Origin of the sequence: Mesotoga sp. H07pep.5.4, from assembly GCF_003664935.1 — a bacterium.
Classification (GTDB): domain Bacteria; phylum Thermotogota; class Thermotogae; order Petrotogales; family Kosmotogaceae; genus Mesotoga; species Mesotoga prima.
Genome location: NZ_JFHM01000004.1, coordinates 379,979 through 405,013, shown reverse-complemented (window position 1 = coordinate 405,013; position 25,035 = coordinate 379,979). Strand labels below are relative to the sequence as shown.

At 44.4% G+C, this 25,035-nt stretch carries 26 protein-coding genes, 3 tRNA genes, 1 other RNA gene and 1 pseudogene; 26 read left to right on the top strand and 5 right to left on the bottom strand.

Annotated features, from left to right (window positions below):
- Positions 1-45 precede the first annotated feature (45 nt).
- The 14 genes from Y696_RS03170 (at position 46) to guaA (ending at position 11,434) form a co-directional block, all read left to right on the top strand.
- The gene (locus tag Y696_RS03170; RefSeq protein WP_006492217.1) at positions 46-1,068 is read left to right on the top strand and encodes a 6-phosphofructokinase; all 1,023 of its coding nucleotides are present in this window, start codon (positions 46-48) and stop codon (positions 1,066-1,068) included.
- 9 nt (positions 1,069-1,077) lie between these two features.
- Positions 1,078-1,593, top strand: a complete 516-nt coding sequence (amrA, locus tag Y696_RS03165; RefSeq protein ID WP_006492216.1) for an AmmeMemoRadiSam system protein A — start codon at positions 1,078-1,080, stop codon at positions 1,591-1,593.
- A 20-nt stretch (positions 1,594-1,613) separates the two neighbouring features.
- Complete coding sequence (gene amrS, locus Y696_RS03160) at positions 1,614-2,609, top strand: AmmeMemoRadiSam system radical SAM enzyme (RefSeq protein WP_006492214.1); 996 nt, start codon at positions 1,614-1,616, stop codon at positions 2,607-2,609.
- Positions 2,579-3,619, top strand: a complete 1,041-nt coding sequence (locus Y696_RS03155; protein WP_121509762.1) for an FAD:protein FMN transferase — start codon at positions 2,579-2,581, stop codon at positions 3,617-3,619. The genes amrS and Y696_RS03155 overlap by 31 nt, the downstream gene beginning before the upstream one ends.
- A complete protein-coding gene (locus Y696_RS03150; RefSeq protein ID WP_099771968.1) occupies positions 3,616-3,966 on the top strand; it encodes a NusG domain II-containing protein in 351 nt (116 codons plus the stop codon). Before Y696_RS03155 ends, Y696_RS03150 begins: the two co-directional genes overlap by 4 nt.
- 126 nt (positions 3,967-4,092) lie before the next feature.
- Positions 4,093-4,605 (top strand): Gx transporter family protein, encoded by a 513-nt coding sequence (locus Y696_RS03145; RefSeq protein WP_257211958.1) that lies wholly within the window; start codon positions 4,093-4,095, stop codon positions 4,603-4,605.
- On the top strand, positions 4,593-5,156 hold the full coding sequence (locus Y696_RS03140; protein ID WP_099771966.1) for a Maf family nucleotide pyrophosphatase: 564 nt from the start codon (positions 4,593-4,595) through the stop codon (positions 5,154-5,156). Before Y696_RS03145 ends, Y696_RS03140 begins: the two co-directional genes overlap by 13 nt.
- Positions 5,157-5,172: 16 nt before the next feature.
- Positions 5,173-5,838, top strand: coding sequence for a RadC family protein (radC, locus tag Y696_RS03135; RefSeq protein ID WP_099772284.1), 666 nt, complete (start codon positions 5,173-5,175; stop codon positions 5,836-5,838).
- Positions 5,835-6,383, top strand: a complete 549-nt coding sequence (locus Y696_RS03130; protein ID WP_099771965.1) for an HDIG domain-containing metalloprotein — start codon at positions 5,835-5,837, stop codon at positions 6,381-6,383. Before radC ends, Y696_RS03130 begins: the two co-directional genes overlap by 4 nt.
- A gap of 34 nt (positions 6,384-6,417) precedes the next feature.
- Positions 6,418-7,167, top strand: a complete 750-nt coding sequence (gene deoC / locus Y696_RS03125; protein WP_099771964.1) for a deoxyribose-phosphate aldolase — start codon at positions 6,418-6,420, stop codon at positions 7,165-7,167.
- A 1-nt stretch (position 7,168) separates the two neighbouring features.
- Positions 7,169-7,798 carry a cyclodeaminase/cyclohydrolase family protein gene (locus Y696_RS03120; RefSeq protein ID WP_099771963.1) on the top strand — a complete coding sequence of 210 codons (630 nt, stop codon included), beginning with the start codon at positions 7,169-7,171 and terminating at the stop codon, positions 7,796-7,798.
- Positions 7,791-8,936, top strand: a complete 1,146-nt coding sequence (gene tgt / locus Y696_RS03115) for a tRNA guanosine(34) transglycosylase Tgt (protein WP_121509761.1) — start codon at positions 7,791-7,793, stop codon at positions 8,934-8,936. Before Y696_RS03120 ends, tgt begins: the two co-directional genes overlap by 8 nt.
- Positions 8,937-8,940: 4 nt before the next feature.
- Positions 8,941-9,768 carry a hypothetical protein gene (locus Y696_RS03110; protein WP_006492202.1) on the top strand — a complete coding sequence of 276 codons (828 nt, stop codon included), beginning with the start codon at positions 8,941-8,943 and terminating at the stop codon, positions 9,766-9,768.
- Positions 9,769-9,928: 160 nt separating this feature from the next.
- The gene (gene guaA, locus Y696_RS03105) at positions 9,929-11,434 is read left to right on the top strand and encodes a glutamine-hydrolyzing GMP synthase (protein ID WP_006492201.1); all 1,506 of its coding nucleotides are present in this window, start codon (positions 9,929-9,931) and stop codon (positions 11,432-11,434) included.
- 177 nt (positions 11,435-11,611) lie between these two features.
- Here the strand turns inward: guaA and Y696_RS03100 are convergent.
- From Y696_RS03100 to Y696_RS03090, 3 genes are all read right to left on the bottom strand, one after another.
- Positions 11,612-11,686 (bottom strand) — tRNA-Gly (locus Y696_RS03100).
- A 19-nt stretch (positions 11,687-11,705) separates the two neighbouring features.
- Positions 11,706-11,790: transfer RNA gene (locus tag Y696_RS03095), tRNA-Leu, on the bottom strand.
- Positions 11,791-11,866: transfer RNA gene (locus Y696_RS03090), tRNA-Lys, on the bottom strand.
- Positions 11,867-12,039: 173 nt separating this feature from the next.
- Between Y696_RS03090 and Y696_RS03085 the strand changes: the two genes are divergently transcribed.
- The 7 genes and pseudogenes from Y696_RS03085 to Y696_RS03055 all read left to right on the top strand — a co-directional run bounded on the left by Y696_RS03085 (position 12,040) and on the right by Y696_RS03055 (position 18,163).
- Positions 12,040-12,825: a type III pantothenate kinase gene (locus Y696_RS03085; RefSeq protein WP_006492200.1), complete on the top strand. Its 786-nt coding sequence runs from the start codon at positions 12,040-12,042 to the stop codon at positions 12,823-12,825.
- Positions 12,803-14,146 carry a B12-binding domain-containing radical SAM protein gene (locus Y696_RS03080; protein WP_121509760.1) on the top strand — a complete coding sequence of 448 codons (1,344 nt, stop codon included), beginning with the start codon at positions 12,803-12,805 and terminating at the stop codon, positions 14,144-14,146. The genes Y696_RS03085 and Y696_RS03080 overlap by 23 nt, the downstream gene beginning before the upstream one ends.
- Positions 14,139-14,669 (top strand): 2-amino-4-hydroxy-6-hydroxymethyldihydropteridine diphosphokinase, encoded by a 531-nt coding sequence (gene folK, locus Y696_RS03075; RefSeq protein WP_006492197.1) that lies wholly within the window; start codon positions 14,139-14,141, stop codon positions 14,667-14,669. Before Y696_RS03080 ends, folK begins: the two co-directional genes overlap by 8 nt.
- Positions 14,666-15,175 carry a hypothetical protein gene (locus tag Y696_RS03070; RefSeq protein WP_006492195.1) on the top strand — a complete coding sequence of 170 codons (510 nt, stop codon included), beginning with the start codon at positions 14,666-14,668 and terminating at the stop codon, positions 15,173-15,175. The genes folK and Y696_RS03070 overlap by 4 nt, the downstream gene beginning before the upstream one ends.
- Positions 15,165-16,043, top strand: a pseudogene (locus Y696_RS03065) (TIGR01212 family radical SAM protein); the annotation flags it as partial. The gene Y696_RS03070 and the pseudogene Y696_RS03065, both read left to right, overlap by 11 nt.
- A 31-nt stretch (positions 16,044-16,074) precedes the next feature.
- Positions 16,075-16,402: RNase P RNA component class A (rnpB, locus tag Y696_RS03060), an RNA gene on the top strand.
- A gap of 18 nt (positions 16,403-16,420) precedes the next feature.
- On the top strand, positions 16,421-18,163 hold the full coding sequence (locus Y696_RS03055) for a YgiQ family radical SAM protein (protein WP_121509759.1): 1,743 nt from the start codon (positions 16,421-16,423) through the stop codon (positions 18,161-18,163).
- On the opposite strand, the gene Y696_RS03050 is transcribed toward Y696_RS03055, so the two are convergent.
- The gene (locus Y696_RS03050) at positions 18,095-19,360 is read right to left on the bottom strand and encodes an ArsB/NhaD family transporter (protein ID WP_259459839.1); all 1,266 of its coding nucleotides are present in this window, start codon (positions 19,358-19,360) and stop codon (positions 18,095-18,097) included. The two genes, Y696_RS03055 and Y696_RS03050, sit on opposite strands and share 69 nt — an antisense overlap.
- A gap of 133 nt (positions 19,361-19,493) precedes the next feature.
- On the opposite strand from Y696_RS03050, the gene Y696_RS03045 reads away from it, so the two are divergent.
- Complete coding sequence (locus Y696_RS03045; RefSeq protein ID WP_006492190.1) at positions 19,494-20,894, top strand: Do family serine endopeptidase; 1,401 nt, start codon at positions 19,494-19,496, stop codon at positions 20,892-20,894.
- Positions 20,895-21,044: 150 nt separating this feature from the next.
- Here the strand turns inward: Y696_RS03045 and fabZ are convergent, their stop codons facing one another.
- Positions 21,045-21,452 (bottom strand): 3-hydroxyacyl-ACP dehydratase FabZ, encoded by a 408-nt coding sequence (fabZ, locus tag Y696_RS03040; protein ID WP_006492189.1) that lies wholly within the window; start codon positions 21,450-21,452, stop codon positions 21,045-21,047.
- Positions 21,453-21,582: 130 nt separating this feature from the next.
- On the opposite strand from fabZ, the gene fabK reads away from it, so the two are divergent.
- Genes fabK through fabF form a run of 4 tightly spaced genes read left to right on the top strand, consistent with a single transcriptional unit; the run spans position 21,583 to position 24,965 of the window.
- Positions 21,583-22,536 (top strand): enoyl-[acyl-carrier-protein] reductase FabK, encoded by a 954-nt coding sequence (gene fabK, locus Y696_RS03035; RefSeq protein WP_121509758.1) that lies wholly within the window; start codon positions 21,583-21,585, stop codon positions 22,534-22,536.
- Positions 22,530-23,465, top strand: coding sequence for an ACP S-malonyltransferase (gene fabD / locus Y696_RS03030; RefSeq protein WP_006492187.1), 936 nt, complete (start codon positions 22,530-22,532; stop codon positions 23,463-23,465). The genes fabK and fabD overlap by 7 nt, the downstream gene beginning before the upstream one ends.
- A 26-nt stretch (positions 23,466-23,491) precedes the next feature.
- Positions 23,492-23,740, top strand: a complete 249-nt coding sequence (gene acpP, locus Y696_RS03025; RefSeq protein WP_006492186.1) for an acyl carrier protein — start codon at positions 23,492-23,494, stop codon at positions 23,738-23,740.
- Position 23,741: 1 nt separating this feature from the next.
- A complete protein-coding gene (fabF, locus tag Y696_RS03020) occupies positions 23,742-24,965 on the top strand; it encodes a beta-ketoacyl-ACP synthase II (protein WP_039882830.1) in 1,224 nt (407 codons plus the stop codon).
- Positions 24,966-25,035: the final 70 nt, after the last annotated feature.

The following is a 25,035-nucleotide window of genomic DNA, read 5'->3' as shown; positions in this document are numbered from 1 at the left end:
ACAGTGTATGTATTATAACCATTTATGGCTTACAGGAGGTCGGTAATGCGAATTGGAATATTGACGGGCGGCGGGGACTGTCCTGGTTTGAATGCAGTTATTAGAGGCATCGTGAAATCTGCTCCGGAAAACGTGGAAATTATCGGTTTGATGCACGGTTGGAAGGGATTGGTTGTTGGTGAGAGTATGAAACTCACCGATAACGATGTTGAAGGTATTCACATTCTCGGAGGTACAATCCTTGGAACATCTAGAACAAATCCTTTTAAATCGGAAGATATGAGAATAAAAATGGAGGAAAACATCAAGAAACTCGGTCTTGATGTGATTATAGGAATCGGAGGCGACGATACTTTGACCGTGGCTGCAAGACTCTCATCCATGGGATACAAAGCAATTGGAGTCCCAAAGACCATTGACAACGATGTTGCCAACACCGATTATACTTTTGGTTATCAAACTGCGGTAAATGTTGGGGCGGACGCGATTGACAGATTGCACTCTACTGCAAAGTCACATGGACGGATCATTATCGTTGAATTAATGGGGAGAGAAGCTGGTTGGGTGACTTTGGAAGCTGGCATGGCTGCCGGCGCACATCTAATCCTTATTCCTGAATACCCAATGACAATAGATGAAATCCTAACCTATGTCAAGAAGCGAATGGATAGATTCGGATACATGATTATCGCAGTTGCAGAGGGCTTCAAACCAACTGAATTGGAAAATGTTGTTGGCGATGAAAGCAAGATCGACGCCTTTGGTCATATAAAACTGGGAGGGATTGCCCATTATATGGCGAATATTATCTCTGAGAGAACGGGTTATGATACTAGATCCGTTGTTCTGGGGCACCTTCTGAGAGGTGGAACCCCCACGGCATTTGACAGAATTCTGGGCACAAGATACGGAGTTCACGCAATGGAGCTTGTCATGAAAGGCGATTTTGGCAGAATGGTTGCACTTAAAGGCAATGATATCATCTCTGTTCCCCTTGAATATGGAATAGCTACAAAGAAGTTAGTTCCCTTTGAGTATTACAAACTGTCCCAGATCTTCTTCGATTGAGGCGTTAAGTTGTATTATTCTGAGCCGGTAAGGATTGCAAGATGCGCTATGGAGGAGTTTATTCGCCATGGTGTTTTAATTGGAACCCCTGACTGGGTTTCTGAAGAGTTCCTGTCTAGGAGAGCAGGTTGTTTCGTTTCTCTCCATACATCAAACGGCTCGCTTAGAGGTTGCATAGGAACGATATACCCTTTGCAGGAAAATGTTGCTCTTGAAATAATCCAGAATGCTATCTCCGCATCTACAAAAGACCCTCGATTCCCTCCTGTAGAGGCGAGCGAACTAGCTGACATAGATGTTTCCGTCGATATTCTTAGCCCTCCAGAAAGAACCACACTTTCTGGACTTGATCCTAAGAAATATGGCGTCATTGTTTCTCTGGGTTACAGAAAAGGAGTCCTGCTTCCCGATCTTGAAGGTGTAGACACGATTCAAAAGCAGCTATCGATAGCCTTACGGAAAGCCGGCATAAGGGAATCGGAAGATTACAGTATTTTCAGGTTTTCAGTTGAAAGGTATCGCTGAAACCGGTAAGAGGTGAATTCATGAAACCGGCCGTTTACTTTGATGAGTATGGCGAGGAAAAGGTACTGCAGTGTCTTCTTTGCCCCTTGCATTGTATAATCAAGCCCGATCAGGTTGGCTTTTGTGGCGTAAGAAAGAATGTTGACGGAATGCTATATTCTCTTAATTACGGTCAGCTCACTTCAATTGCTATAGATCCGATTGAAAAGAAGCCTCTCTATCATCTTTTCCCTGGCGAGAAGATACTTTCAGTTGGTTCATGGGGCTGTAATTTGAGATGCAACTTCTGTCAGAACTGGGAGATTTCGAAGCAACGCCCAAAGACGGTAATGCGTGTTATGCCCCAGCAGCTTATTCAAATTGCTCTGGAGAGAGAATCGCGAGGTATAGCTTTCACTTATAACGAGCCGATTGTCTCTTTCGAATTCATACTTGATACCTCTCGAGCAGCAGCCAAAGAAGGTATATATAGCATACTTGTTACAAACGGAGTGATTGACGAGGAACCCATGGATCTTCTTTCGCAGTCGGTAAGAGGTATGAACATCGATCTTAAGGGTTGGAATGACGAGTTTTACGTGAAAGACATCGGCACAGAAAAACGAGTTGTTCTTCGATCAATAGAGACAGCCAGGAAAGCGGGAACGCACATTGAGTTGACTACGCTCATTATTCCCGGCAAGAACGATTCGCCTGAAGAAATGAGGGAGGAAGCTAAATGGATCTCAGGGCTGTCTAAGGATATCCCACTTCATATTAACAGATACTTTCCTAACTACAAGAGCACAATACCCCCAACTTCGCCTGATTCTCTAATACAACTTGCCGAAGTAGCAAAGGAGTACTTGCGATACGTTTATGTTGGGAATATCGATCTTCCAGGTCTATCGGACACAACATGTCCGTATTGCGGAAACCTCCTGGTCGAGAGAAGAGGTATGCGAAGTTCTGTGGTTGGCATAGATGAAAAAGGAAGGTGCAACAATTGCCAAAAAGAAATCCCAATAGTCTTCTGAGAAACCGAATTTTCCTGTATGGACTCCTCTTTGTTTCCGCAATAATTTTGCTGACAATTGTTTTCTTTCGACAGAAGCCATTGGAGTACTATGACAAAACCGAGTATCATCTGGGAACTTATGTGACAATAAGAGTCTCCTCTTCCACAATGTCCCCAGTTACACTCGCAGAGGCTGCTATGACCGAGATCAAGAGGATAGATGACAAATTTGGGAGCAGAAACAATGGCGTAATCGCTGAGCTGAACAGAACCGGAGAGCTTCATGACATAGATAAGGAAACAAGTTTTCTAATTAGGTCAGCACTGGAAATAGCTCGAAACACGTCCGGTGCGTTCGATCCGACCCTCTATTCTCTAACAAGACTATGGGGATTCGATGATGCATCTTCTAAAAAGAGGATTCCCAGCGATAAGGAAATCGAAGACGCTTTGGGCTCAACGGGCTTTTCAAGAGTTACCTACGATGAAAAGCTGGGATACGTATCTCTGGTTGATGGAGCGATGATTGATCTTGGAGGGATAGCAAAAGGTTATGCAGTCGATATGGCAATTGCAAAGATTAAATCGCTTGATCCGGAAGCAACAGGTTTCATCGATGCCGGGGGTGACATTGGAGTAATCGGTCCCAAGTATGGGAATAGACCATGGATAGTTGGAGTGAGAAATCCCAGAGGAGAAAGTGTTCAAGATGTTCTTGAATACATCTACCTTTACGATGGTGCTGTAGCTACTTCTGGAGATTATGAGCGATTTTTTATTGAGGACAATGTACGTTACCACCACATTTTTGACCCCGAAACGGGTTTCCCTTCCCGTAGCGGAGTTATAAGTGCAACTGTAATAGGAAAGAGCACCATGCTCGCAGATGCCTATGCAACGGCCGCTTTTGTTATAGGTATGGAACCAGGTGTTACTTTCCTGCCTAGATTTGGAGCCCTTGTATTACTTGTAATGGAAGATATGAGTATCTTCAGGTCTCCAGGTTTTGAAGTGTATCAGGAGAAATGAAATTTTCCACGAGAAATGACATCTTGATTGTAATCGTAGCGTTTGCTCTGGTGATCCTTTTTGCATTTCCGCGTGGAAACGGCTCTTCTTTCGCAGAAGTGTACTACGATGGGAGACTGGTGAGAACTATAGATCTGAGCATAGATTCTGAGATTTTTCTCGATGTAGGAATGGTTGTCAAAGTCCAGGGCGGAAAGATTTCCGTGATCGATTCAGACTGTCCGGAGAAGCTTTGTGTTGCCCAAGGAGCAATAAACATGCCCAATATCCCAATCGTATGTGTACCAAACAGAACTTTGATAAAGATCGTCTCGGATCGGTCTGAAGTTGATGCGATAACTCAATAGGGACTTAGGAAAATCAAGTGAGCCACGAACAGAGGCCGAAACATTTCGTGAAGAATTGGGATCAAGAAAGAAATCGGGTCAATGATTTTGTCTCAAAACTCTGGTTAAACGAGTGACTGTGGAGAAATGATGGAAGCAAAGAGAGTTACTACACTATCGATGTTAATGGCGATAGGGTCTGTTCTTTATCTTCTGGAAAGCCTAATACCGTTTCCACTTCCAATCCCGGGAGGAAGATGGGGCTTTTCCAATCTTGTCTTGATCATAGCGCTGGCCGGCTTGCCTTTCGGCGACATCCTGGCTCTTTCAATAGGCAAGAGTATCATCGGAAGTTTGCTGGCAGGCAGACTCGCTACTCCAGGTTTTCTGATGGGAGTTGCAGGCGCAGTTTCGTCCGCAGCAACAATGTGGCTTATGAACAAAACCGGAAAGTTTGGTCTATTTGGAATAAGTATAGCAGGCGCAGCGGTTAGCAATTTCTCACAGCTAATGGTAGCTTCTTCGCTTATTATTAAGAATATAGAGATCATCTTTCTTTACCCCTATATGTTGGTACTTGGATCGATTTCCGCTTCGATTAATGCTTATGTAGCATTTGAAGTCATAAGAAGGATGGGTGATTCACTTTGGCAAGACTAATACTCGGTTCCTCTTCTCCAAGAAGAAGGGAGCTTCTGCATCTACTGAGGGTCTCTTTTGAAGTCATACCTCCAAAGGGAGTAGAAGAGAATCTTTCAGAAAGATTCTGCAAAAAGGAATTGTGCGAACTTTCTCACTTGAAGGCCGAAAATGTCATGCTTAGAAATCCTTCTTCCACTGTAATTGCAGCAGACACGGTAGTCGTTCTTGATGGACTTGTTCTTGGAAAACCATCTTCAGTGGAAGAAGCCTACGAAATGCTGCTTGTCCTCTCGGGCAGAACTCATTCTGTCTTCACCTCAGTTTCCGTAATGTACGAAGAAAGCGAATTCAACTTTGTGGAGAAGACTGACGTAACGTTTAGAGAGGTTCCATCGGAGGTCCTCAAAGAATATGCTGAAAGCGGTCTATCACTTGACAAGGCTGGAGCTTATGGAATTCAGGATTATGGTGCTCTTTTCGTGAAGAGCATAACAGGTGACTTCTATAATGTGATGGGACTTCCAATAGGAAGATTGTGGCATGAGCTACACACGCGGGGGGTAATCTGAATTGGAAGGCCAGATAATGCCTAGAGAGAAACTGTTGGATAAGGGCGCTGGCGCGCTGTCAAACAGCGAATTAATCGCGATTCTTCTTAGAACAGGAATCAAAGGAAAAGACGTACTTCAGCTTAGTGAAGAACTTCTTGGCTACTATGGCTCTCTAACGGCTCTTCTTTCTGCTGAAGTTAACGAACTACTGAATACAAAAGGCCTTGGAAAAGCAAAGGCAGTTTGTTTGAAGGCCGCTCTTGAGCTGGGACAGAGGATCTTCAGAGAAATGACTGAGAAAACGAAAGTTCGGCTGGATGAACCTGAAGGTGTCTACCATCTTTGCCATGATATGGCCTTTATGGATAGAGAAACCGTAAGAGTTATTTCCCTAGACAGCAAACTCAACTACAGAGGATTGAATACGGTTAGTGTGGGATTACTGGATTCCTCACTTCTTCACCCGCGAGAGGTCTACAAACCTGCAATAAGCAGGATGGCCGCTGCAATAATCCTGGTTCATAACCACCCTTCCGGTGATCCATCTCCTAGCAGAGAAGATGAAGGTGTTACTTCAAAGATAAGGGAAGCTGGAGAAACGCTGGGAATCAAAATGCTTGATCACGTTATAATAGGAAGCGGTACATTCTACAGTTTTGCAGCAGGAAGAACATTTAAAGCGGAGGTGGCAGAAAAATGATTTCAAGAGATCACGCAATGCAGTTAATAATGAACAACATACGATCTAATAATCTTATTAAACACGTGCTGGCCACCGAGGCGGTAATGAGAGCCCTCGCAGCACGACTCGGCGAGAATGAGGATGTTTGGGCAATGGCAGGACTTCTCCACGATCTTGATTACGAATTCACAAAAGACAACTTCGATCAACATGGTCTGAAGACTGTTTCAATGCTTCAAAACGAAGACTTGCCAGATGAGGTCAGCGATGCGATTCTTGCTCACTGTGAAAAGAAAGAACGGGTCAAGCTAATCGAGAAAGCAATATATGCTGCCGACCCGGTCACAGGATTCATAGTGGCCGCAGTTCTCATTAGAAAGGGTAGCAAACTCTCAGACATTGATGTGAATTTTCTACTAAACAGGTTCAAAGAAAAGTCATTCGCAAGAGGTGCCAGCAGAGAGCAAATGGCCAGTTGTTCGGAATTTGGAATGTCTCTCGAAGATTTCCTTTCTCTTTCTCTGAAAGCAATGCAAGAAATATCTGTTGATTTAGGTCTGTAGTCTCAAGAATATTCTGGTATAGAGAGGTGATGCCATGCTTAAGGGGACAATCGAAAGAGAAGTTAGAAGGTACAAAGAGGAGTATTCTCCTATCAAGAGAGAATTACCGGAGAACCTTAATATTGCCAAATTCGTTGATCACACACTCTTGAAAGCAGATGCTACTCCAAAGATGGTGGAAAAATTATGTGAAGAGGCCATTAGGTTTGAGTTCTGGAGCGTTTGTGTGAACACTGGGTATCTTCCTCTGGTTAACAGGTCTCTCAGCGGTAGTACAATAAGAAAAACTGTGGTTATAGGGTTTCCATTAGGCCAGATGTCAAGAGAAGTGAAGGGATTTGAGACATCCTGGGCATGTGACAACGGAGCGGACGAATTCGATATGGTAATTAATGTTGGTTTGCTGAAATCTGGAGAGTACGAAAGCGTATTTGATGACATAGCTAAAGTGGTAGAATCGGCTCGTGGAAAGACTGTTAAGGTGATTATTGAAACATCGCTCCTCTCAGAAGAAGAAAAGATCGTTGCTTGCGTTATTTCAAGAGAAGCAGGTGCCGCCTTTGTGAAGACCTCGACTGGTTTCTCCGGAGGAGGGGCTACGGTAGATGATGTATCGTTAATGAAATTTGTCGTGGGAGACGCTTGCAAAGTTAAGGCTTCCGGAGGGGTTAAATCGAGAGAGGAAGCTCTCGCAATGATTTCTGCCGGAGCAAGCAGAATTGGTACTAGTTCAGGAATCAATATTGTGTCAGATGAATCAAAAGAGAATCGGGGGGGTTATTGAGATGGATTTCTGCACATTACCGTTAAAGGACTTCTTGAAGAAAGTCGCTGAAAAATCCGCAACTCCTGGTGGGGGAGCAGTCGGAGCAGTTGTGGCAGCGCTCGCTGCCTCTCTTGGTTCCATGGTTGCAAATCTCACTATTGGAAAAAAAGGTTATGAAGACGTAGAAGGTCACATGGAATCTTGTTTAGAGGTATTCGAATCGGAAAGCAATTATCTGTGTGACTTGATGAACCGAGATATTCAGGCTTTTGATCAGGTGTTATCTGCGTATAAGTTGCCAAAGGCGACCGATGATGAAAAGAATGCAAGAGAGATGAAAATTCAGCAAGCTTTAAAGACAGCTATCGAGGTCCCTTTTGACCTTGCCAGGAGATGTAAAAACATCATCGTGAACGTTGAACGTCTCGCGAAATGGGGCAACTCCAGTGTTCTTTCAGACGCGGAGAGCGCTGCCCATCTTCTTCTTGCAGTCCATAGAATTGCTAAGGCAAATGTCATGATTAATATGAAATCCCTAAAAGACCCTGATTACGGTGCATGGATAAACGAAGAGATGAAACAACTTGAAAAACAGATTGATTCCTCATACAACAAGATAATTGAGATAATCGGAAAACGTAATGGTTGAACTGAAACTCAAGGCAAAGAGTACGGATTCAAAAGCTAGAACCGGGGTAATCGTCACGCCTCACGGTGAATTCGAAACTCCGGTTTTTATGCCTGTTGGCACAAACGGAACAGTAAAGGGATTATGGCAAGATCAGTTAGAAGAGCTTGACGCGAGAATCATACTTGGAAACGCATTTCACCTTTTCTTACGTCCCGGGCTGGATGTTCTCAGGAGCTTTGGTGGGCTTCATGAATTCATGTCGTGGAAACATTCGATTCTGACTGACAGCGGTGGATTCCAGGTCTTCTCTCTAAAAGAAAAAAAGATTACTGACGATGGGGTAAAGTTTCGATCGCCTCTTGATGGCAGAGCACTCTTCTTTACTCCTGAGCTTTCTTCAGAGATTCAGGAGGCGATTGGATCGGATATTGCCATGGCCTTCGATGAGTGTGTTGAACCAAGCGCAAACAAAGACTATGTAAGACAGTCAGTAAAGAGAACTACGATTTGGGCGGAGAGATTTCTGCTTTCTCACAAAGGGCAAAGTATGCAGTCTCTCTTTGGTATAGTCCAAGGGGGCTTTTTTAGTGACCTGAGGGAAGAAAGTGCCGCTAGAATTACTTCACTTGATTTTGAAGGTTTCGCTCTTGGCGGACTGAGCGTTGGAGAGGATTTCCAAACGACGGAAAGAATTTTGTCGGGATCTGTAAATTTGTTACCTGAAGAAAGACCAAGGTATTTGATGGGGATAGGTTCTCCAGAACTCATAATGGCCGCCGTTGAAAACGGCATAGATATGTTTGACTGTGTTCTTCCAACCAGGTTAGGAAGGCATGGAGCGGCTTTGACATCGAATGGAAGAATCAATCTTAAGTCCTCAACAAACAAGGAAGACAAGAGACCCGTTGATCCCGATTGCAGTTGCAAGGTTTGCTCGACATACAGCCGAGCATACATACACCATCTTTTCATAAGGGATGAGATTCTTGGAAAGATCCTGTTAAGCTATCACAATATTAGTTTTCTTATGCAGTTTGTGAAAAGGATCCGACAAGCTATACTTGACGACAGACTGGCCGAATTCAAAGAACATTGTATTGAGACTGGCCTAATTCAAACAGAGAACCTTAAGACTTCTGAAGAACGTATGGGGTGATAAGATGAAGAAGCTCCTGATTCTGATCGTTGTGTTTTTTTGTGTTGTTACTGTGGCAATGAATCCCTTCCAGCTTCAAACGGGTGGAAATGGTATCCTTGCAGTAGAGTATGATTCGGGATTTGGCAGTCCTTCTGATTTGTATGGGATAACTAATTCAGCTTTCTCAACGCACTTCGTTGAACTGACTACGGTTGCCTCTCCCTCTTCAAATCAACGTGCTCTCTACCTGCATCTCTTTGAGGATTCAGATGATGGAATGGCAGGGATGCTTCAATACTACATGGACACTGAAAATGCATCGAATGTTAGATCACTTAGCTACACAATATCGGGTGCGCTTGGCCCCTTTACGGCTTACGGGGCGGATTTTGAATTAAACATGACGACCGCCACGGCAACAACCTACGGTGTCTCAGTCAGGGGAGGTATCACAGGTAAGGCATATGAACTGATTGAATACATAGTTTCCTTCAGCAGCGATTTGTGGAACAGTGGTTCCTCCGTAAGTTCAGTCGATCTGCTCGCTGGGATAAGATTTGTTCCTGACCCTTTTATGATTGGACTTGAATTAGGCACAAGAGAGGGGATGGCAATAAAATATCTGGGTCTTTCGACTCAGTATACATACAACAATCTCTTTTCTGCTCGTGCTGGAGTATCTATGAACGCTGATCTTTTAAGTAACATAGATTTCATTGTTGGCGGAGGCATGGAAGTAAGGGTTGGAGATATGCTGATAACAGCAGGGATTGGCACTAACCTTACCAATAAGATTGAATCTTTTAGCTTCAGCAGGAACTGGAGTGTCGGCCTGCTTGGCCGATGGTGATAATGCCTGCGTCGCCAGACGTGTCGCGTTTGCCTTGAGATTCCTCAAGAGAACTATTCGGCTGATTTTCCTGATCTAGTCGATGGTTCATGGTAAATATGCTGAACCTTTTCTGCTGGAACTACTTTAGGATTTATTTGGCTCTTTTTTGGGAGGCCGTATGGATAGAATAGCTGTTATAGACTACGGATCGCAGTACACACTTCTTCTTGCAAGAAGGATTCGGGAGATGGGCGTCTTTTGTACAGTTGCAAGTCCAGAGGAATTCAAAGTCGAAAGCGAAATTAAGGGAGTAGTTCTTTCAGGGGGACCTCAGAGTGTCTACGAGGAAGGCGCGCTCGGTTTTCCTAAACAACTAGAAGGTTTTCCAGTTCCAATAATGGGCATTTGCTACGGGATGCATCTCCTTGCGAAAAAGCTTGGAGGCGAAGTCCGAAGCGGTGCACTTGGCGAGTACGGACTTACAAATGTGTCTATGGACAACGAACGTTTTCGTGACATACCAGAAGAAATAGTAACGTGGATGAGTCATGGAGACGAGGTTACGTCGCTTCCAGCTGAATGTAAGGTAATAGCTAGAAGCAAGAACGGCATAACTGCAGGTTTCTCCAACGGAAGAGACATCGCTTTTCAGTTTCATCCAGAGGTTAATCACACTCAGTTTGGAACAAATCTAATCGAAGATTTCGTATTTAATGTCTGTAATGCCTCTCGAAACTGGAAACTTAGCGCTTTTGCTGAGCGCAAAGTTGAAGAGATCAAGAGGATCGTTGGCAGCTCGAAAGTAGTTGGAGGCCTTTCTGGCGGCGTCGATTCAACCGTTGCAGCGGTCTTGACCTCTAAGGCAGTGGGTGATGCGTTTACTGGGATTTTTGTAAATCATGGACTTATGAGAAAGAATGAAGATATAGAAGTCTGTGAAGCTCTTAGAAGCCTTGGTATAAAACTGATAAACGTTGATGCTTCGGAAGAGTTTTTTCGAGAGTTAAAGGGAATTGACAATCCCGAAGAAAAGAGAAAGATCATTGGAAAAACATTCATAAAAGTCTTCGAAAGAGAAGCAAACAAACTGAATGCGAGCTTTCTTCTTCAGGGTACAATCTATTCCGACGTAATAGAATCAGGAGCCGCTTCGAAAAACTCCGCAAAGATCAAGAGCCATCACAACGTTGGTGGCCTTCCTGACAAGATGAATCTGAAGCTTCTGGAACCTATAAGAGAGCTTTTCAAAGACGAGGTCAGAAATTTAGGATATTCTCTAGGAATTGAACCGTCTTTACTGACCAGGCAGCCATTCCCCGGTCCAGGTCTAGGCGTGAGAATAATAGGCGAGGTTGATTCTGAGAAAGCGAGAATCCTGAAGGAAGTTGATTCGATATTCATGGATGTTCTCAGGAAATCAGGTGAATCAGAAAAGATCTGGCAATCATTCGCTGTTCTGCTTCCCGTCTTCAGTGTTGGTGTTAAAGGCGACAAGCGGTCATACGGTTATGTTGTAGCACTGAGAGCGGTGAATAGCTCAGAAGGTATGACTGCGTCTTGGCACGAACTGCCTCATGAGATCCTCAGAGAAGCCTCTTCGCGAATAACCTCAGGAGTAAGGGAAGTCGGAAGGGTTGTCTTCGACATAACAGACAAGCCGCCTGCAACAATAGAATGGGAGTAGAATATACGAAGCTCACTAAAGAGAAAACAGTGGCTGCTCACTCTCAAAATGAAACTGCTCTCAAAAAACGAAAGACAATCGTTATAGAAACTCTGGGCAAGAGTCAAATGTGTTCTCTTGCTTCCTGTAGAGGCAACAAGTGCGCTCAAAAAATAAAGACGCCGAACGGCGTCTTTCTGGAGCGGAAGACGGGGTTCGAACCCGCGACCCCCTGCTTGGCAAGCAGGTGCTCTACCACTGAGCTACATCCGCAAATGAAAACTAGTCTCTCTGGTGCGAGAGGAGGGACTTGAACCCTCACAGGTCTCCCCACTGGATCCTAAGTCCAGCGCGTCTGCCAATTTCGCCACTCTCGCTGGTGACTCGCGCGGGATTCGAACCCGCGACCCCCTGATTAAAAGTCAGGTGCTCTACCTGCTGAGCTAGCGAGTCGCTCCCACTTTCAGTCTCCAGCCTGCGCTGGCAGAAAGATTATATCATCACATCATCTGCCTATCAAGTGGAGAGAATTATTAAGAAACTGTGAAAGAACAAGCGCTTCTTGAAGCCTCCACAAGTAGCAAGAGTTGAAGACTGATGATACTATCTACTTAGGAGGTCATAACATGGTTTTACTTGCTGACATTGGTAATACAACAACGGTTCTAGGACTTACCGGCGAGAAGAGCATTGAGGAAGTCTGGAGACTCCCCTCATCAAGAATAGAGACTGAAGATGAACTCTTTGTTATCCTTGATGGGCTTCTTAGGATTAAGGGTTACTCTGTCGGAGAAATAGATGGCCTGTGTGTTGCAAGTGTTGTTCCTAGGTTGAACAGAACAATTAACTACTTCACAAGAAAGTATCTTCCGAAACCTGCAGTCTTCTTGAGGCCGGATAGATTTTTCCCTTTAGGGCTGAATACGGATAACCCAGCCGAGATTGGGGCTGACCGACTTGCCGATGTCTTAGGGGCAAAGGAATGCTATGGAAACAATGTGATAGTTGTCGATGCGGGGACAGCAATTACCATAGACATCGTAAAAGACGGTAATTTTGTGGGAGGAGCAATCCTTCCGGGGCCTGGGACAGCAATGTCCGCACTTTTCTCGCATACCGCAAAACTACCGGAAGTGGAGCTCTTCTTCGAAGACCACTACTTTGGAACTAATACAGAAGACAACTTGAGAATCGGTATTGTAAACGGAACATACTTCGCAATTCAAGGGATTATTGACAATATTATCGAGAAATTCGAAGAAAAGCCAACAGTTGTGGGTACAGGCGGGAATATCGATCTCTTCTTAATTGAGGGAGGTTTGATAGAAATCGCTGATCCGAATCTCACACTCAAAGGCTTAAGTTTCTACTATAACAGAGTGAAACCATTTGAAGAAGATACTACTTGTTAACCCGTGGATAGAAGATGTGTCGGCCTATGACTATTGGCTAAAACCATTAGGTCTGCTGTACATTTCTTCAGTCCTGAAGCATATCGGGATCCAATCAATTCTAATAGATTGTCTCGATAGATATGATGATGAATTGATCACCTTTTCTCCGAAATTCGGAGAGAAATATTACGGAACGGGGAAATTCCTTGAAAGCGAGATACCAAAACCCCAGTCTATTGCCTCGATACCCAGGAGATTCAAGAGGTTCGGATTTCCCGAGGAAGTATTGAGAAAGAAAATAAGACAAGTAAAGAACGTTGATTGTGTCTTTGTCACTTCAATGATGACTTACTGGCATTATGGAGTACACGATACTATTAGGATTATTAAGGACGAAATGCCCTCTGTTCCAGTGATACTTGGAGGAGTTTATGCAACACTCCTTCCCGAACACGCCCGGCGGTATTCCGGAGCAGACAAGGTTTGCCCCGGAACCGGAACGGAACCACTCAAAATGGCTCTTGGTTTCCTGGGAATCAATGAAACACTCGATTTTGACTGGTTCGACGACCTCGATCCAGACTATTCGGTTTATAAATCTGCAAGATATGCCGTGTTGATTTCGAGCCTTGGCTGTCCGTTCAAATGCACATATTGTGCCAGCAGCCTCCTCTGGAACAGCTTCGTGAGAAGAGACCCGGTAAAGAGTGCCAGGTTCGTCAAGCATCTTACTGCATCAAAGGGGCTCTCAGATATCGTCTTCTTTGACGATGCAATTCTTGTAGGTAGTGGTTTCAAGAGACTGATGGAGGAGTTCGAGCGTCTTCGAATCAAGGCGAGATTTCATCTGCCAAACGGCGTTCACGCCAGATTTATCGATAGAGAAACCGCCGATCTCATGTACATGAACAATTTCAAGACGATAAGAATCGGTTTAGAGACTTCCGATCCGGTTATGCAAAATTCCACAGGCGGAAAAGTCAATCTAGACGATATATTCGTAGCGATTGAGAATCTTTCATCAGCGGGATTCACTTCTCGAGAGATCAGCGCCTTTATTATGGTTAACCTTCCAGGCCAGAGCGAAGAAGACGTTCTGGCTTCTCTTAGAATCTGCGAAGAACTAAGAATTAGCCCCAGTCTCAACGAATTCACACCCATTCCTGGAACGGTGCAGTGGAAAGAACTAACCCGTGGCGGCGTATTCGACGAGGATATCGACCCACTCCTTTTGGACAACTCGATCCTTCCATACTGGTGGAAGGAGGGCTTTTCTCCTGACGCTGTTCAGAGGCTGAAAGAGAAAGCGTGGTCATTAAGGAGAAGATTAAATGACTAAGGATCTATTCTTAGGCTTTGGGAGTAACATGGGAGAAAGACTGAATCTCATTATTAAAGCCTTTACAATGCTAATAGAAAGGGAAATCACGCTGCAATCAGTATCATCGCTCTACTTGACAGAACCATTAGGCAATATCGAGCAAAATGAATTCTTGAACTGTGTGGGGAAATTCGAATTCAAAGGTGATCCACACTTCTTGCTTGAAGAGATCAAGGTAATCGAGAAGTCTATTGGAAGAGTTGAAAGGTTCAGGTGGGGTCCGCGAGAAATCGACATCGACATTCTGCTCTTTGGAGAAATGATTCTGACAACTGAAAAGCTTTCTATACCCCACAAAGATATAATAAGAAGGAAATTCGTTTTGGTCCCTTTACTCGAAATCGACGAAGAGCTCAGAGACCCAAGAGACAACAGTCTCTTTTCGGATCATCTTGAAAGCCTTGGTAAAGAGGGATGGCCTGAGCTCTTCCTAGAAGCTCGTCTTTTTGAAAAACTAATAGAATTAGAGGTGAAGAGATGAAAATACGAAACTTCAGCATAATTGTAATAGTGGTTCTAATTACGACCTTGTTTTCCTCCTGTAGTGCCTCGAAATCAGAACTCGTACCCGGAAAGTTTGCGGGGTTTGCGCTAAGCGACTATATGGATATCTCTACTTCGGTTAGTGTTGGCGGCATGATCTTAGGGATAGAACTAAATGAAGATACTCTGCTTCTCCATAAAGAGTTCGCTAAAGGCACAAAGGAATTCAATGTTTACGTAGCAAAATTTGAGAATGCTTCAAGAGCCACAGGTTTCTGGTATGACTTTGTTAGGGAAATTTCAAATGAAATCAGATCAGTCATAAGCGCGATTCCATGGATCTACGGAGAATTCTCCGGTGAAGTCGGCGAGAGCTTCATGAAGTCGTGGTTTTCCGGTAGATGGCTTTACATTTTTCTTGGGGACAATAGTGAGGAAGTAGACTCTGCGGTAAGAGCCTTCAAAGAGTATGAGAAGAGTCTGGTGAGATCAGTTGAGTCTTAAACCATACAATGACCTCAAGACTCATTTGAAATCACGATATGGAGAACCCGTTCATAGAGTTCCCCTTGATGCAGGCTTCTCATGTCCCCACAAAGTAAATGGAAAAGGTGGATGCATATACTGTGATTCCTCGGGAAGTGGTTTCACAGTAGACTCGACTCTCTCGTTAAGAGAGCAGCTCGAAAGTAGGATGGAATTCCTTCGAAAAAAGGGTATTAGGAAATTCATGGCATATTTCCAGGCCAACTCAAATACCTTCGCACCCGTAAAGAAACTACGACAGCTTTACAGAGAGGTTATTGTTGATGACGTTGTCATCCTCGACATCTCTACCAGACCCGATCTTGTCTCTGATGAGGTTCTAGATCTACTTGAAGAATTCACTTCTGACGTTGATGTGATTCTTGAACTCGGTCTTCAGAGTATCAATCCCAACACTATCAAAACCATTAACAGAGGTCACACTCTGTCGCATTTTATCGATTCGGTACTGAGAATCAAGAAAAGAAGAATAAATTTGGTTGTACATATGATATCGAATCTTCCCTGGGATACTGAAGAGGATGTTGCGGAGGCCGCAAGACTGATCTCTGTACTCGGTATAGATGGCGTCAAACTCCATTCTCTATACGTAGTCAAAGGCACTGAACTTGCAAGAATGTATGAAGCAGGTGAAGTTAAGATAGGAAGTGTAGATGAATTTCTGGAAAGAGTAGTGGTATTTCTGGAGCATCTAGACTGGAGAGTCATTGTACATAGACTTGTCTCAGACCCTCCTAACGAAGGAACAATGTTTGGAAATTGGGGAATGTCAAAAATCAAGCTATTGAATATGTTAGAAAGAAAGATGATAATTGAAGGTAGATACCAGGGAAGCAAGGCTCTATTTTATAGATCGGGAAGCGAAAAGAGTGACCGCGGAAAATCCGAGGAAAGTCCGGACTCCATGGGCAGGGGCGCTGGGTAACACCCAGGGAGAGTGATCTCCGGAAAGGGCCATAGAAAATTAGACCGCCTTCGGGCAAGGATGGAAAGGTGAGGTAAGAGCTCACCGGCTGTCGGGTGACCGGCAGGCTAGGTAACCCCCGTCTGGAGCAAGTCCAAGCAGAAAGGGTCTGAGGATGCCCACCGATTCCCTTTCGGGTAGGATGCTTGAGGGTTATGGTAACATAACTCCGAGATAGATGGTCACGAGAACAGGATCCGGCTTACGTTTTCGCTTCCCGCGTTTTTTTGGAGTGTCTAATGAATATTCCGATGACTAGGAGCGATATGGTCGAGAGGGGATGGGAATGTCTCGACATCATTCTAATAACGGGCGATGCATTTGTTGACCATCCTTCTTTTGGAACGGCGATGATTGTGAGAGTGCTGGAATCACAAGGCTGGAAAGTAGGTGTCATTTCGCAGCCCGACTGGCGAACAAACGAAGACATCTCAGTGTTGGGTAAACCTGCTCTGTTCTTCGGTGTCACCTCTGGTAACGTTGATTCAATGGTTGCAAATTATACATCGACTGGAAAGAGAAGAAGGAGCGACGATTACACTCCTGGAGGTTTTGGTGGAAAGAGGCCGGATCGGGCAACGATTGTTTACTCAAATTTGATTCGGCAGGTCTTCAAAGAAACTCGTATAGTTCTCGGTGGAATAGAGGCCAGTCTTAGAAGGTTTTCTCATTTTGACTGGTGGAGCAACAGAATAAGAAAATCGATCTTGCTTGATTCCAAAGCAGACTTGCTGGTATATGGAATGGGTGAAAAGCCAATTCTGGAAATCGCAACCAAGATCTCGAAAGTAAGAGAAGTCCCCACAGATGTTGAAGGAACGGTTTTTTGGTCCAGCTCTAAACCCGCAGGAATTGAATTGCCATCTCATGAAGAAGTATCTCTAGACAAGAAGAAATACTTTGAAATGACAAAAGTAATGCATGAAGAGACAGACCCGGTAAGGGGACACCAGTTGTTCCAGCTTCAAGACAATCGATATGTAGTCCAGAACAAGCCACCCAAAGTTACGTCAGAAGAATTAGATGCTTACTATTCCTTGCCGTTTACCAGAAGAGTTCATCCAGTTTCGCTTTCAAGGGGAAGGGTGAAAGCATTAGAGACTGTACGTTATTCTGTGACAAGTCATAGGGGTTGTTATGGACAATGCAACTTCTGTGCGATCGCTTTTCATCAAGGTAGAACCGTTGTTTCCAGGAGTGAAGATTCGATAATTCAAGAAATATCTTCATTCACCAGAGACGTCGGATTCAGGGGAACTGTTACTGACGTGGGTGGACCTACTGCGAACATGTACGGCTACGAATGTTCTATAAAGGAAAAAGTCGGTGCATGTGCAAAAAAGAGATGCCTCTTTCCAGAGGTGTGTGATTCTCTAAAACCAGATCATTCAAGATACCTTAATCTACTTAGAAAAATAGGGAAAATCCCCGGTGTGAAACATGTTTTCGTATCATCTGGAATCAGATATGACCTCATTCTAAAAGATAAAAGATCCGGAAGGGATTTTCTCAAACAACTTTTGAAAAACCACGTTTCTGGTCAGTTGAAAATTGCGCCCGAGCACACAGTGCAGAAAGTCCTTGAATACATGGGCAAACCCTCTAAAGATGTTCTCTTAGATTTTCTCAAAGAGGTTAGGCTCCTTTCTAACGGGAAGTGCCACATTATAGGCTACTTCATAGCGGCTCACCCGGGATGCACAAAGGAAGACATGATTGAACTGAAGAGGTTTGTCAAGAGAGAAATGCACTATAACCCCGAGCAGGTGCAGTTGTTCACACCGACACCGGGAACCATCTCCACAGCAATGTACTTCACCGAAATGGCTTCAGAGAAGGGTGATCCAGTCTTAACTGAACGGTCGACAGGTGGAAGAAACAGACAGAAGGAAATTCTGGTACGCAAAGAGATCCTAGATAGAAAACCTGAAAAGGATATAAAGGGTACCGGCCACAAGCGTAATAAGAGTGACAGGCATTGAGAACCTAAGAAAATCCCCATATGTGAGTCTTTCCTTTGAATGCTTTTCTATTAGACCCACTCCAACCATGTTAGCTGCGGCACCGGCTATTGAAAAACTGCCACCCAGACAGGCCGAAATGGAGATCACCCACCAAATATCTGCCGGAACGCCGAACTTAGTTGTCATCCCCTGAATCACTGGTATCATGAAAGTTACCGCAGGAACCGCTCCTATAAAGCCGCTCATTATTGCCGACAACCAGTAAAGCGTCAAGAACAACAGTATTTTGTTGCCGGAGAGAGAGCCAAGCAAGTCGGAAATAACAGAGGTGATGCCGACCTCCTGGAGTGCAAATGCAAGAACAAACAGGCCCATGAAGAAAAATATCGTATCCCATTCTATATCTTCGGAAAGATGCGAAAAGCTCTTTCCGTTAAGAATCATAGCCGCTGCCGCACCAGCAAGAGCAATAAGAGAAGGTTCCACTCCGATTAGACCATGGAGAAGAAAGCCCACAATTGTAGCGAAGAACACAGCTAATGACTTGTAGAAGGCTGACATTGAAACTATCGCTTTCTTAGGATCCATGTTGGCTAGACGCTGCAGCTTTTCTCCCATTTCTCTGTAATCTTTGAAAACATGTCGATCAAGGTAGATTAGCGCAATTATCAACGCAAATAGTGTAATCGGCCCATCAATTCTTATGAAGTCCATGAATCCGAACCCACTTGCTGAGCCGATAAGTATGTTTGGTGGATCACCAATCAAAGTTGCCGTCCCACCGATATTTGCCGCTAGAACTCCAGCAAGGATGAAAGTGCGAGGAGAAACCTCCAAAGCATCTGCTACAAGAAAGATTATCGGTGCAAAAAGAAGAATCGTTGTGACGTTATCTAGAAAAGCAGAAAAGAGTGCAATTGTAACCACAAAGAATGTAAGCAAAGCTCTCACATTACCCTTGGAGAACCTTACTACGTGAACAGCAACAAATTCGAAAAAACCAGTCGTCCTCAAAGTGCCAACAACTATCATCATTCCAATTAGAATACTGATAGTATTGAAATCAACAAGGTAGCCGAGCTCCTTCATATCGAAGTCAGGTATAACTTTAGACAAAAGTATTAGAATACCAGCAGCAAATGCAACTGTTGATCTATTAAACTTACCAGAAATTATCAGATAATAAGCGCTTATGAAAACCACTAGAACAAACACCCACTGCAATTAACTCACCTCTGGAAGACATAACTTTATCAGTATATCACCTTCTCATTTTTTGAACAACGAATTCCTCTGCTCAGTCAAATTCTTACCGGAGTAGCCAAAATAATGAAGGAGGTCAGAGTTTATGAGAAAAGTTCTTGCAGTTCTTATTGTTGTAATTCTGTCAGTGGCTTCTCTGGCCCTGGTTAACGAAGGCTACGAGAGCCCAATAACCAACGTAGTCCAAGCAGCAGGACCAGCAGTTGTCAAAGTCGATGTAGAGGCCACTAGGAAATATTCAATCACCGATCCTTACGGTTTCGAGGATTTCTTCAGGCGATTTTTCGGAGAGATCCCCGGCCAGAAGGTAACCGGGGTTGGCTCGGGTTTCATCTTCAACAAGGATGGGTATATTTTCACCAATGAGCACGTAGTTTCAGACGCGGAAAAAATCACGGTTTCTCTACTTGATGGAAGCACCTACCCGGCCAAATACATTGGCGGAGATGAGGAGTTGGACATTGCAGTGATAAAGATCGATCCCGATGGAGTTGATCTCCCCACTGTTGAACTTGGTGACTCAGACGCGCTGAGAATCGGCGAATGGGCAATTGCTATAGGGAATCCTCTTGGCCTTAAGCACACAGTTACTCTCGGAGTGATAAGTGCGGTAGGAAGGCAGCTGCCAAAACCAGATGGCAACGGAGTATATTCTAATCTAATTCAGACAGATGCCGCGATTAATCCCGGTAACAGCGGGGGGCCTTTGCTAAATATTCATGGCCAAGTTGTCGGAATAAATACTGCCATAATCGCTCCTGAAGTTGGAACCACCCTTGGATTCGCAATTCCCATAAACGTAGCTCTCAGATTTGTCGATTCAATTATCGAGACCGGATCTGTGCAAAGAGCATATCTTGGGGTCTATATGGATACGGTCACTGAGGAGGTTTCAAAATCCCTCGGACTAAAGGTTGACAGCGGAGCATTAATTACAGATGTGGTTCCTGGTTCAGCAGCAGAGAAGGCCGGAATAAAACCACAGGACGTCATTATTGGCTTTGAGAGTCTAGAGATCACAAACTCAGCGGAGCTTAGGGCAGCAGTATTGAACTACCCTGCAGGCTCCGAAGTGAAGATTACAATAGACAGATTCGGAGAGAGAATCGTACTGACTGCTGTTCTAGGATCACTTGCTCAAGAAAGCGAGTCTTCAGCAACAGAAGACAACGGAGCAAGACAGGCTTTTGTGAGCTCACTCGGTATATCGGTTTCTGAAATAACTCCCGGCGATAGGGAACGTCTAGGAATACCTCAGGAATTTAGAGGCGTAATAGTAAGAGAAGTAAATCCAGAAGGAATAATCTACAGGTTGGGAATAGGCCCGGACGATATAATTACTCGTCTGAGCATAAATGGCAATCAAGAATCGATCGAGAGCGTCAACGATTTCGAGAAGTATACTGAAAAGATCAAGAAAGGGGACTACGTAGCGTTCTTTGTTTACAGAAACGGTGTAAGATTCGTGGCTTCTTTCCAGCTCTAAAACGAAAATGCCGCCACGCTTTGACTAGTGGCGGCTTACCCCCTTAATCCCCTGTGCAGGATTAACGCCTTGATTATAGCACAGGGGTTTTTTCTTTCCAAAACCATCTCTTGAGTAGATTTAATTATGATGCATTACGCCCACAATACATTATATTGATGAAACAAGCAGAATAGCTTTCGCAGCCAGTTTTCCTTCAACATATGCAGATGTTTCCAGCTTAGCGACGTTCATCCTACTGTCGATCAATTTGACAGAGTACTCAATTCTGCACGGCGGACGTACTATGGTCTTGAAACGAGCTCTTTCTATTCCCGCAAACAACGGTGTTTCATTTGGTTTCAGCAAAAGAATTCCTGCAGTCTGAGCAAGACCTTCAAGAATCAGCACACCTGGATAAATCGGATAACCAGGAAAATGACCCTCAAAAACAGGATCGTTTTCTAGCAAGTCTCTGAAAGCAAGAATTTCGGAATCGGTCATTGAAATCACGCCATCGACAAGAAGAAAGGGCTCCCTGTGGGGTATTCTTTCCTTTACAAACTCCTTGTCTCTCACAAATCACCTCCGTTTGATTTTCGAACTGTTCGCTCGCCAGCAGTCCTAGATTCAGACAAAAATACGGCAAAAGGTCCTGGTATGTTGTTGCTTTTGTTAAACCAGCATACTTGTGCCAGGAGGATCTACTTTGAATGAGCAAAGACAGTCGCTAACCGAAATGCTTGGAATCAAATACCCCATTCTTCAAGGAGGGATGGCATGGGTCTCGGAACATAATTTGGCTGCAGCAGTTTCCAATGCCGGTTGCCTAGGCATAATTGCCGGAGGGAATCTTTCTCCAGAGGATCTACTTCATGAGATTCGCGAGATCAGAAAATTGACTTCAAAGCCCTTCGGAGTCAACGTAATGCTGCTTTCTCCATATGCGCAGGAACAGATAGAGATAATCTGTAGGGAAAGAGTTCCCGTTGTAACTACTGGGGCAGGCAGTCCATCCAGCTTTATTGAAAAATTGAAGACGGCCGGAACTAAAGTGATTCCCGTGGTCGCCTCTTCCGGGCTCGCTAGAAGGCTAGAGAGACAGGGAGTCGATGCAGTGATTGCCGAAGGAATGGAGGCGGGCGGCCACATCGGAAAGGTTTCAACAATGGTATTGGTTCCAGCAGTTGTTTCAGCAACGAGAATCCCAGTTATTGCAGCAGGTGGAATTGCTGACGGAAGAGGATTAGCAGCATCTCTTGCACTTGGAGCTAGTGGTGTTCAGATGGGAACAAGATTCATCTGCACGACTGAATGTAGAGCACATTCTAGATACAAGGAACGGATTCTGTTATCAAATGAACTAGACACCGTCGTTACGGGCAATTCAAATGGTCATCCTGTAAGAGGATTTAGGAACAGGCTAACAAGACGCATTAAAGAACTAGAAAAGCAAGGCTCTGGATTCGAGGAAATTGAAAAAATAGCTGTCGGAGCTCTCAAGAGAGCTGTCGAAAATGGTGACATAAGTGATGGTTCCATGATGGCCGGTCAATCCTGCGGGCTTATTGGAGAAATCCTTGATGTTTCACAATTAGTTCAGTCAATAATTGATGAGGCAGAAGAAACAATTCGATTCCTGGGAGGCATAGAGAAATGGTAGCATGGATTTTTCCCGGACAGGGGAGCCAATACGTTGGCATGGGTAAGAGTTTTTGCGATGAAAGTCCTTTGTTTAGAGAGTTTCTTGAACTATCCGGACAGTTGCTGGGTTTTGACATGTTAACAATGATGCTCGAGGGGCAGGAAGACGAACTAAAGCTCACGCATAATGCCCAACCGGCTATTCTTTCGCTAAGTATAGCCCTTTCCGATGCTCTTATTGAGAGGTGGGGAAAACCCGACATTTGCGCCGGATTATCGCTGGGTGAGTTCTCTGCTCTAGTCGTAGCGGGCACACTTAGATATGCCGACGCACTTCGTCTTGTAAGGTTGAGGGGGACAGCTATGCAACAATTGATGTCTTCTGAAGATGGAACGATGGCAGCGATAATTGGTCTTCCAGAAAAAGTAGTCGAAGAGATCTGCCTTGAGATTTCTTCAAGCGAAGAGGTTATTGTAGCCAATTACAACTGCCCAGGTCAAGTTGTAATTTCAGGGTTATCAGAAAAAGTTCGAAGTGCTATGAACAAGGCAATGGAAAAGGGAGCGAAAAAATGTGTGGAGCTTTCAGTGAGTGCTCCTTTCCATAGCCGATACTTGCGTCCAGTTGGAGAAGTTTTGAGAGAGTTCTTGAACGGCATTGATGTCAAGCCTCCGGAAATCCCTGTTATCTCAAATGTTACCGGAGAGCTTTTTCCTAAAGATCCAAACGCGATAAGAGAGTTGCTAATTGAACAGGCTTACAGCCCTGTCAAATGGGAACAATCTATTAGAAAGATGATCGAACTAGGCGCAGATCGGTTCGTTGAAGTGGGGCCTGGAAAAGTGCTTAGTGGGTTTATGAAGAAGATAGATAGGAGTGTCTCTGTAGAAAGCACAGAAAACGAAGGCCTTGGAATACTTAAAGAACTACAGGAAATCAAGAACTGAAAACTAAACTTTGAGAGGTGAGCTCAGTGGAAAAAACATCAACAATTCAGGAAAAAGTGATCTCAGTCGTTGCAGATAGTCTGGGAGTGGAAGCTGGTGAAATCAGTGGTAATTCGAGATTTATTGAAGACCTCGGTGCAGATTCACTAGACTTGGTAGATCTTGTCATGGAGCTTGAAGACAAATTCGAAGTTCAGATCAGCGACAGCCAGGCGTCTAGCTTCAGGACCATTGATGATGTTGTCAAATTCATAAGCACGCTCGATGAAAAATAAGATGAAAAGAGTCGTAGTTACTGGAATGGGAGTTATTAGCTCGATCGGAACTAATCTTACAGAATTCTGGGAATCGCTTAAATCTGGTACCTCGGGAATAGACTGGATAAGCACATTTGACGTGTCCGAATATGGGGCAAAGGTTGCCGGTCAGGTTAAGAATTTCGATCCAACTAAATACATGGATAGAAAAGATGCAAAGAGAAATGCAAGGTTTGTCCAGATGGCAATCGCGAGCGCAAGTGAAGCGTACGATGATTCCGGGCTGGGGAATAGCCGAATAAACTCCGAAAGAGCGGGGGTAATTTACGGCGTGGGACTTGGTGGTATGGATGTGATAGAAGATCAGCATTCTGTTCTAATGAACAAAGGTCCGTCAAGAATCAGTCCCTTCCTTATCCCTATGACGATAGCAAACATGGCCCCCGGACTTTTGGCAATTCGCTTCAATTTCAGAGGCACAAACTTCACCCTTTCCACAGCGTGTGCCTCGGCAACCAATGCAATAGGTGAAGCCACAAGGCTTATTAGAGGCGGAATTCTCGATATTGCCATGACGGGGGGTTCGGAAGCCACAGTAACACCTCTTGCTCTAGCTGGATTTTCGAATATGAACGCTCTTTCACGTGGAGCTCCTAAAACGGCTTCCAGACCGTTCGATCGTGATCGTGATGGATTTGTTATGGCTGAAGGATCGGCAACTTTGATCATAGAAGAGTATGAACATGCCATGAAACGAGGCGCTATGATCTACGGAGAGGTTGTTGGTTACGGCTCAACCGACGACGCATTTCACATTACTTCACCGGAAGAGTCCGGAGACGGAGCGTACAGAGCGATGAAAATGGCTTTAGAAGAAGCCGGAGTTGATCCCTCAGAAGTTGACTACATCAATGCTCATGGTACTTCGACTCCACTGAACGACCTAATGGAAACCCGAGCGATTAAGCGTCTATTTGGAAATCGACAAGACTTGAACATTAGTTCGACGAAGTCGATGGCCGGTCACGCACTAGGTGCAGCAGGAGCCATAGAAGCTGTGGCAACTCTACTCTCAATGAAAAATTCCTTTATTCCACCCACTATAAACTATTCGAGTCCTGACCCAGAGTGTGATCTGAACTATACTCCGAACTTTGGAGTTAAAAAAGAATTACATTTCGTACAGAAGAATTCCTTTGGATTTGGAGGTCACAACGCTTCCCTTCTCTTCAAGAAGCTATAGGTTGCCTGTTCCGGGTGGGGTGCTGAAGCGCCCCACTTCTTCATAGCTTGGAAACTGTTTCTTTGAAGAA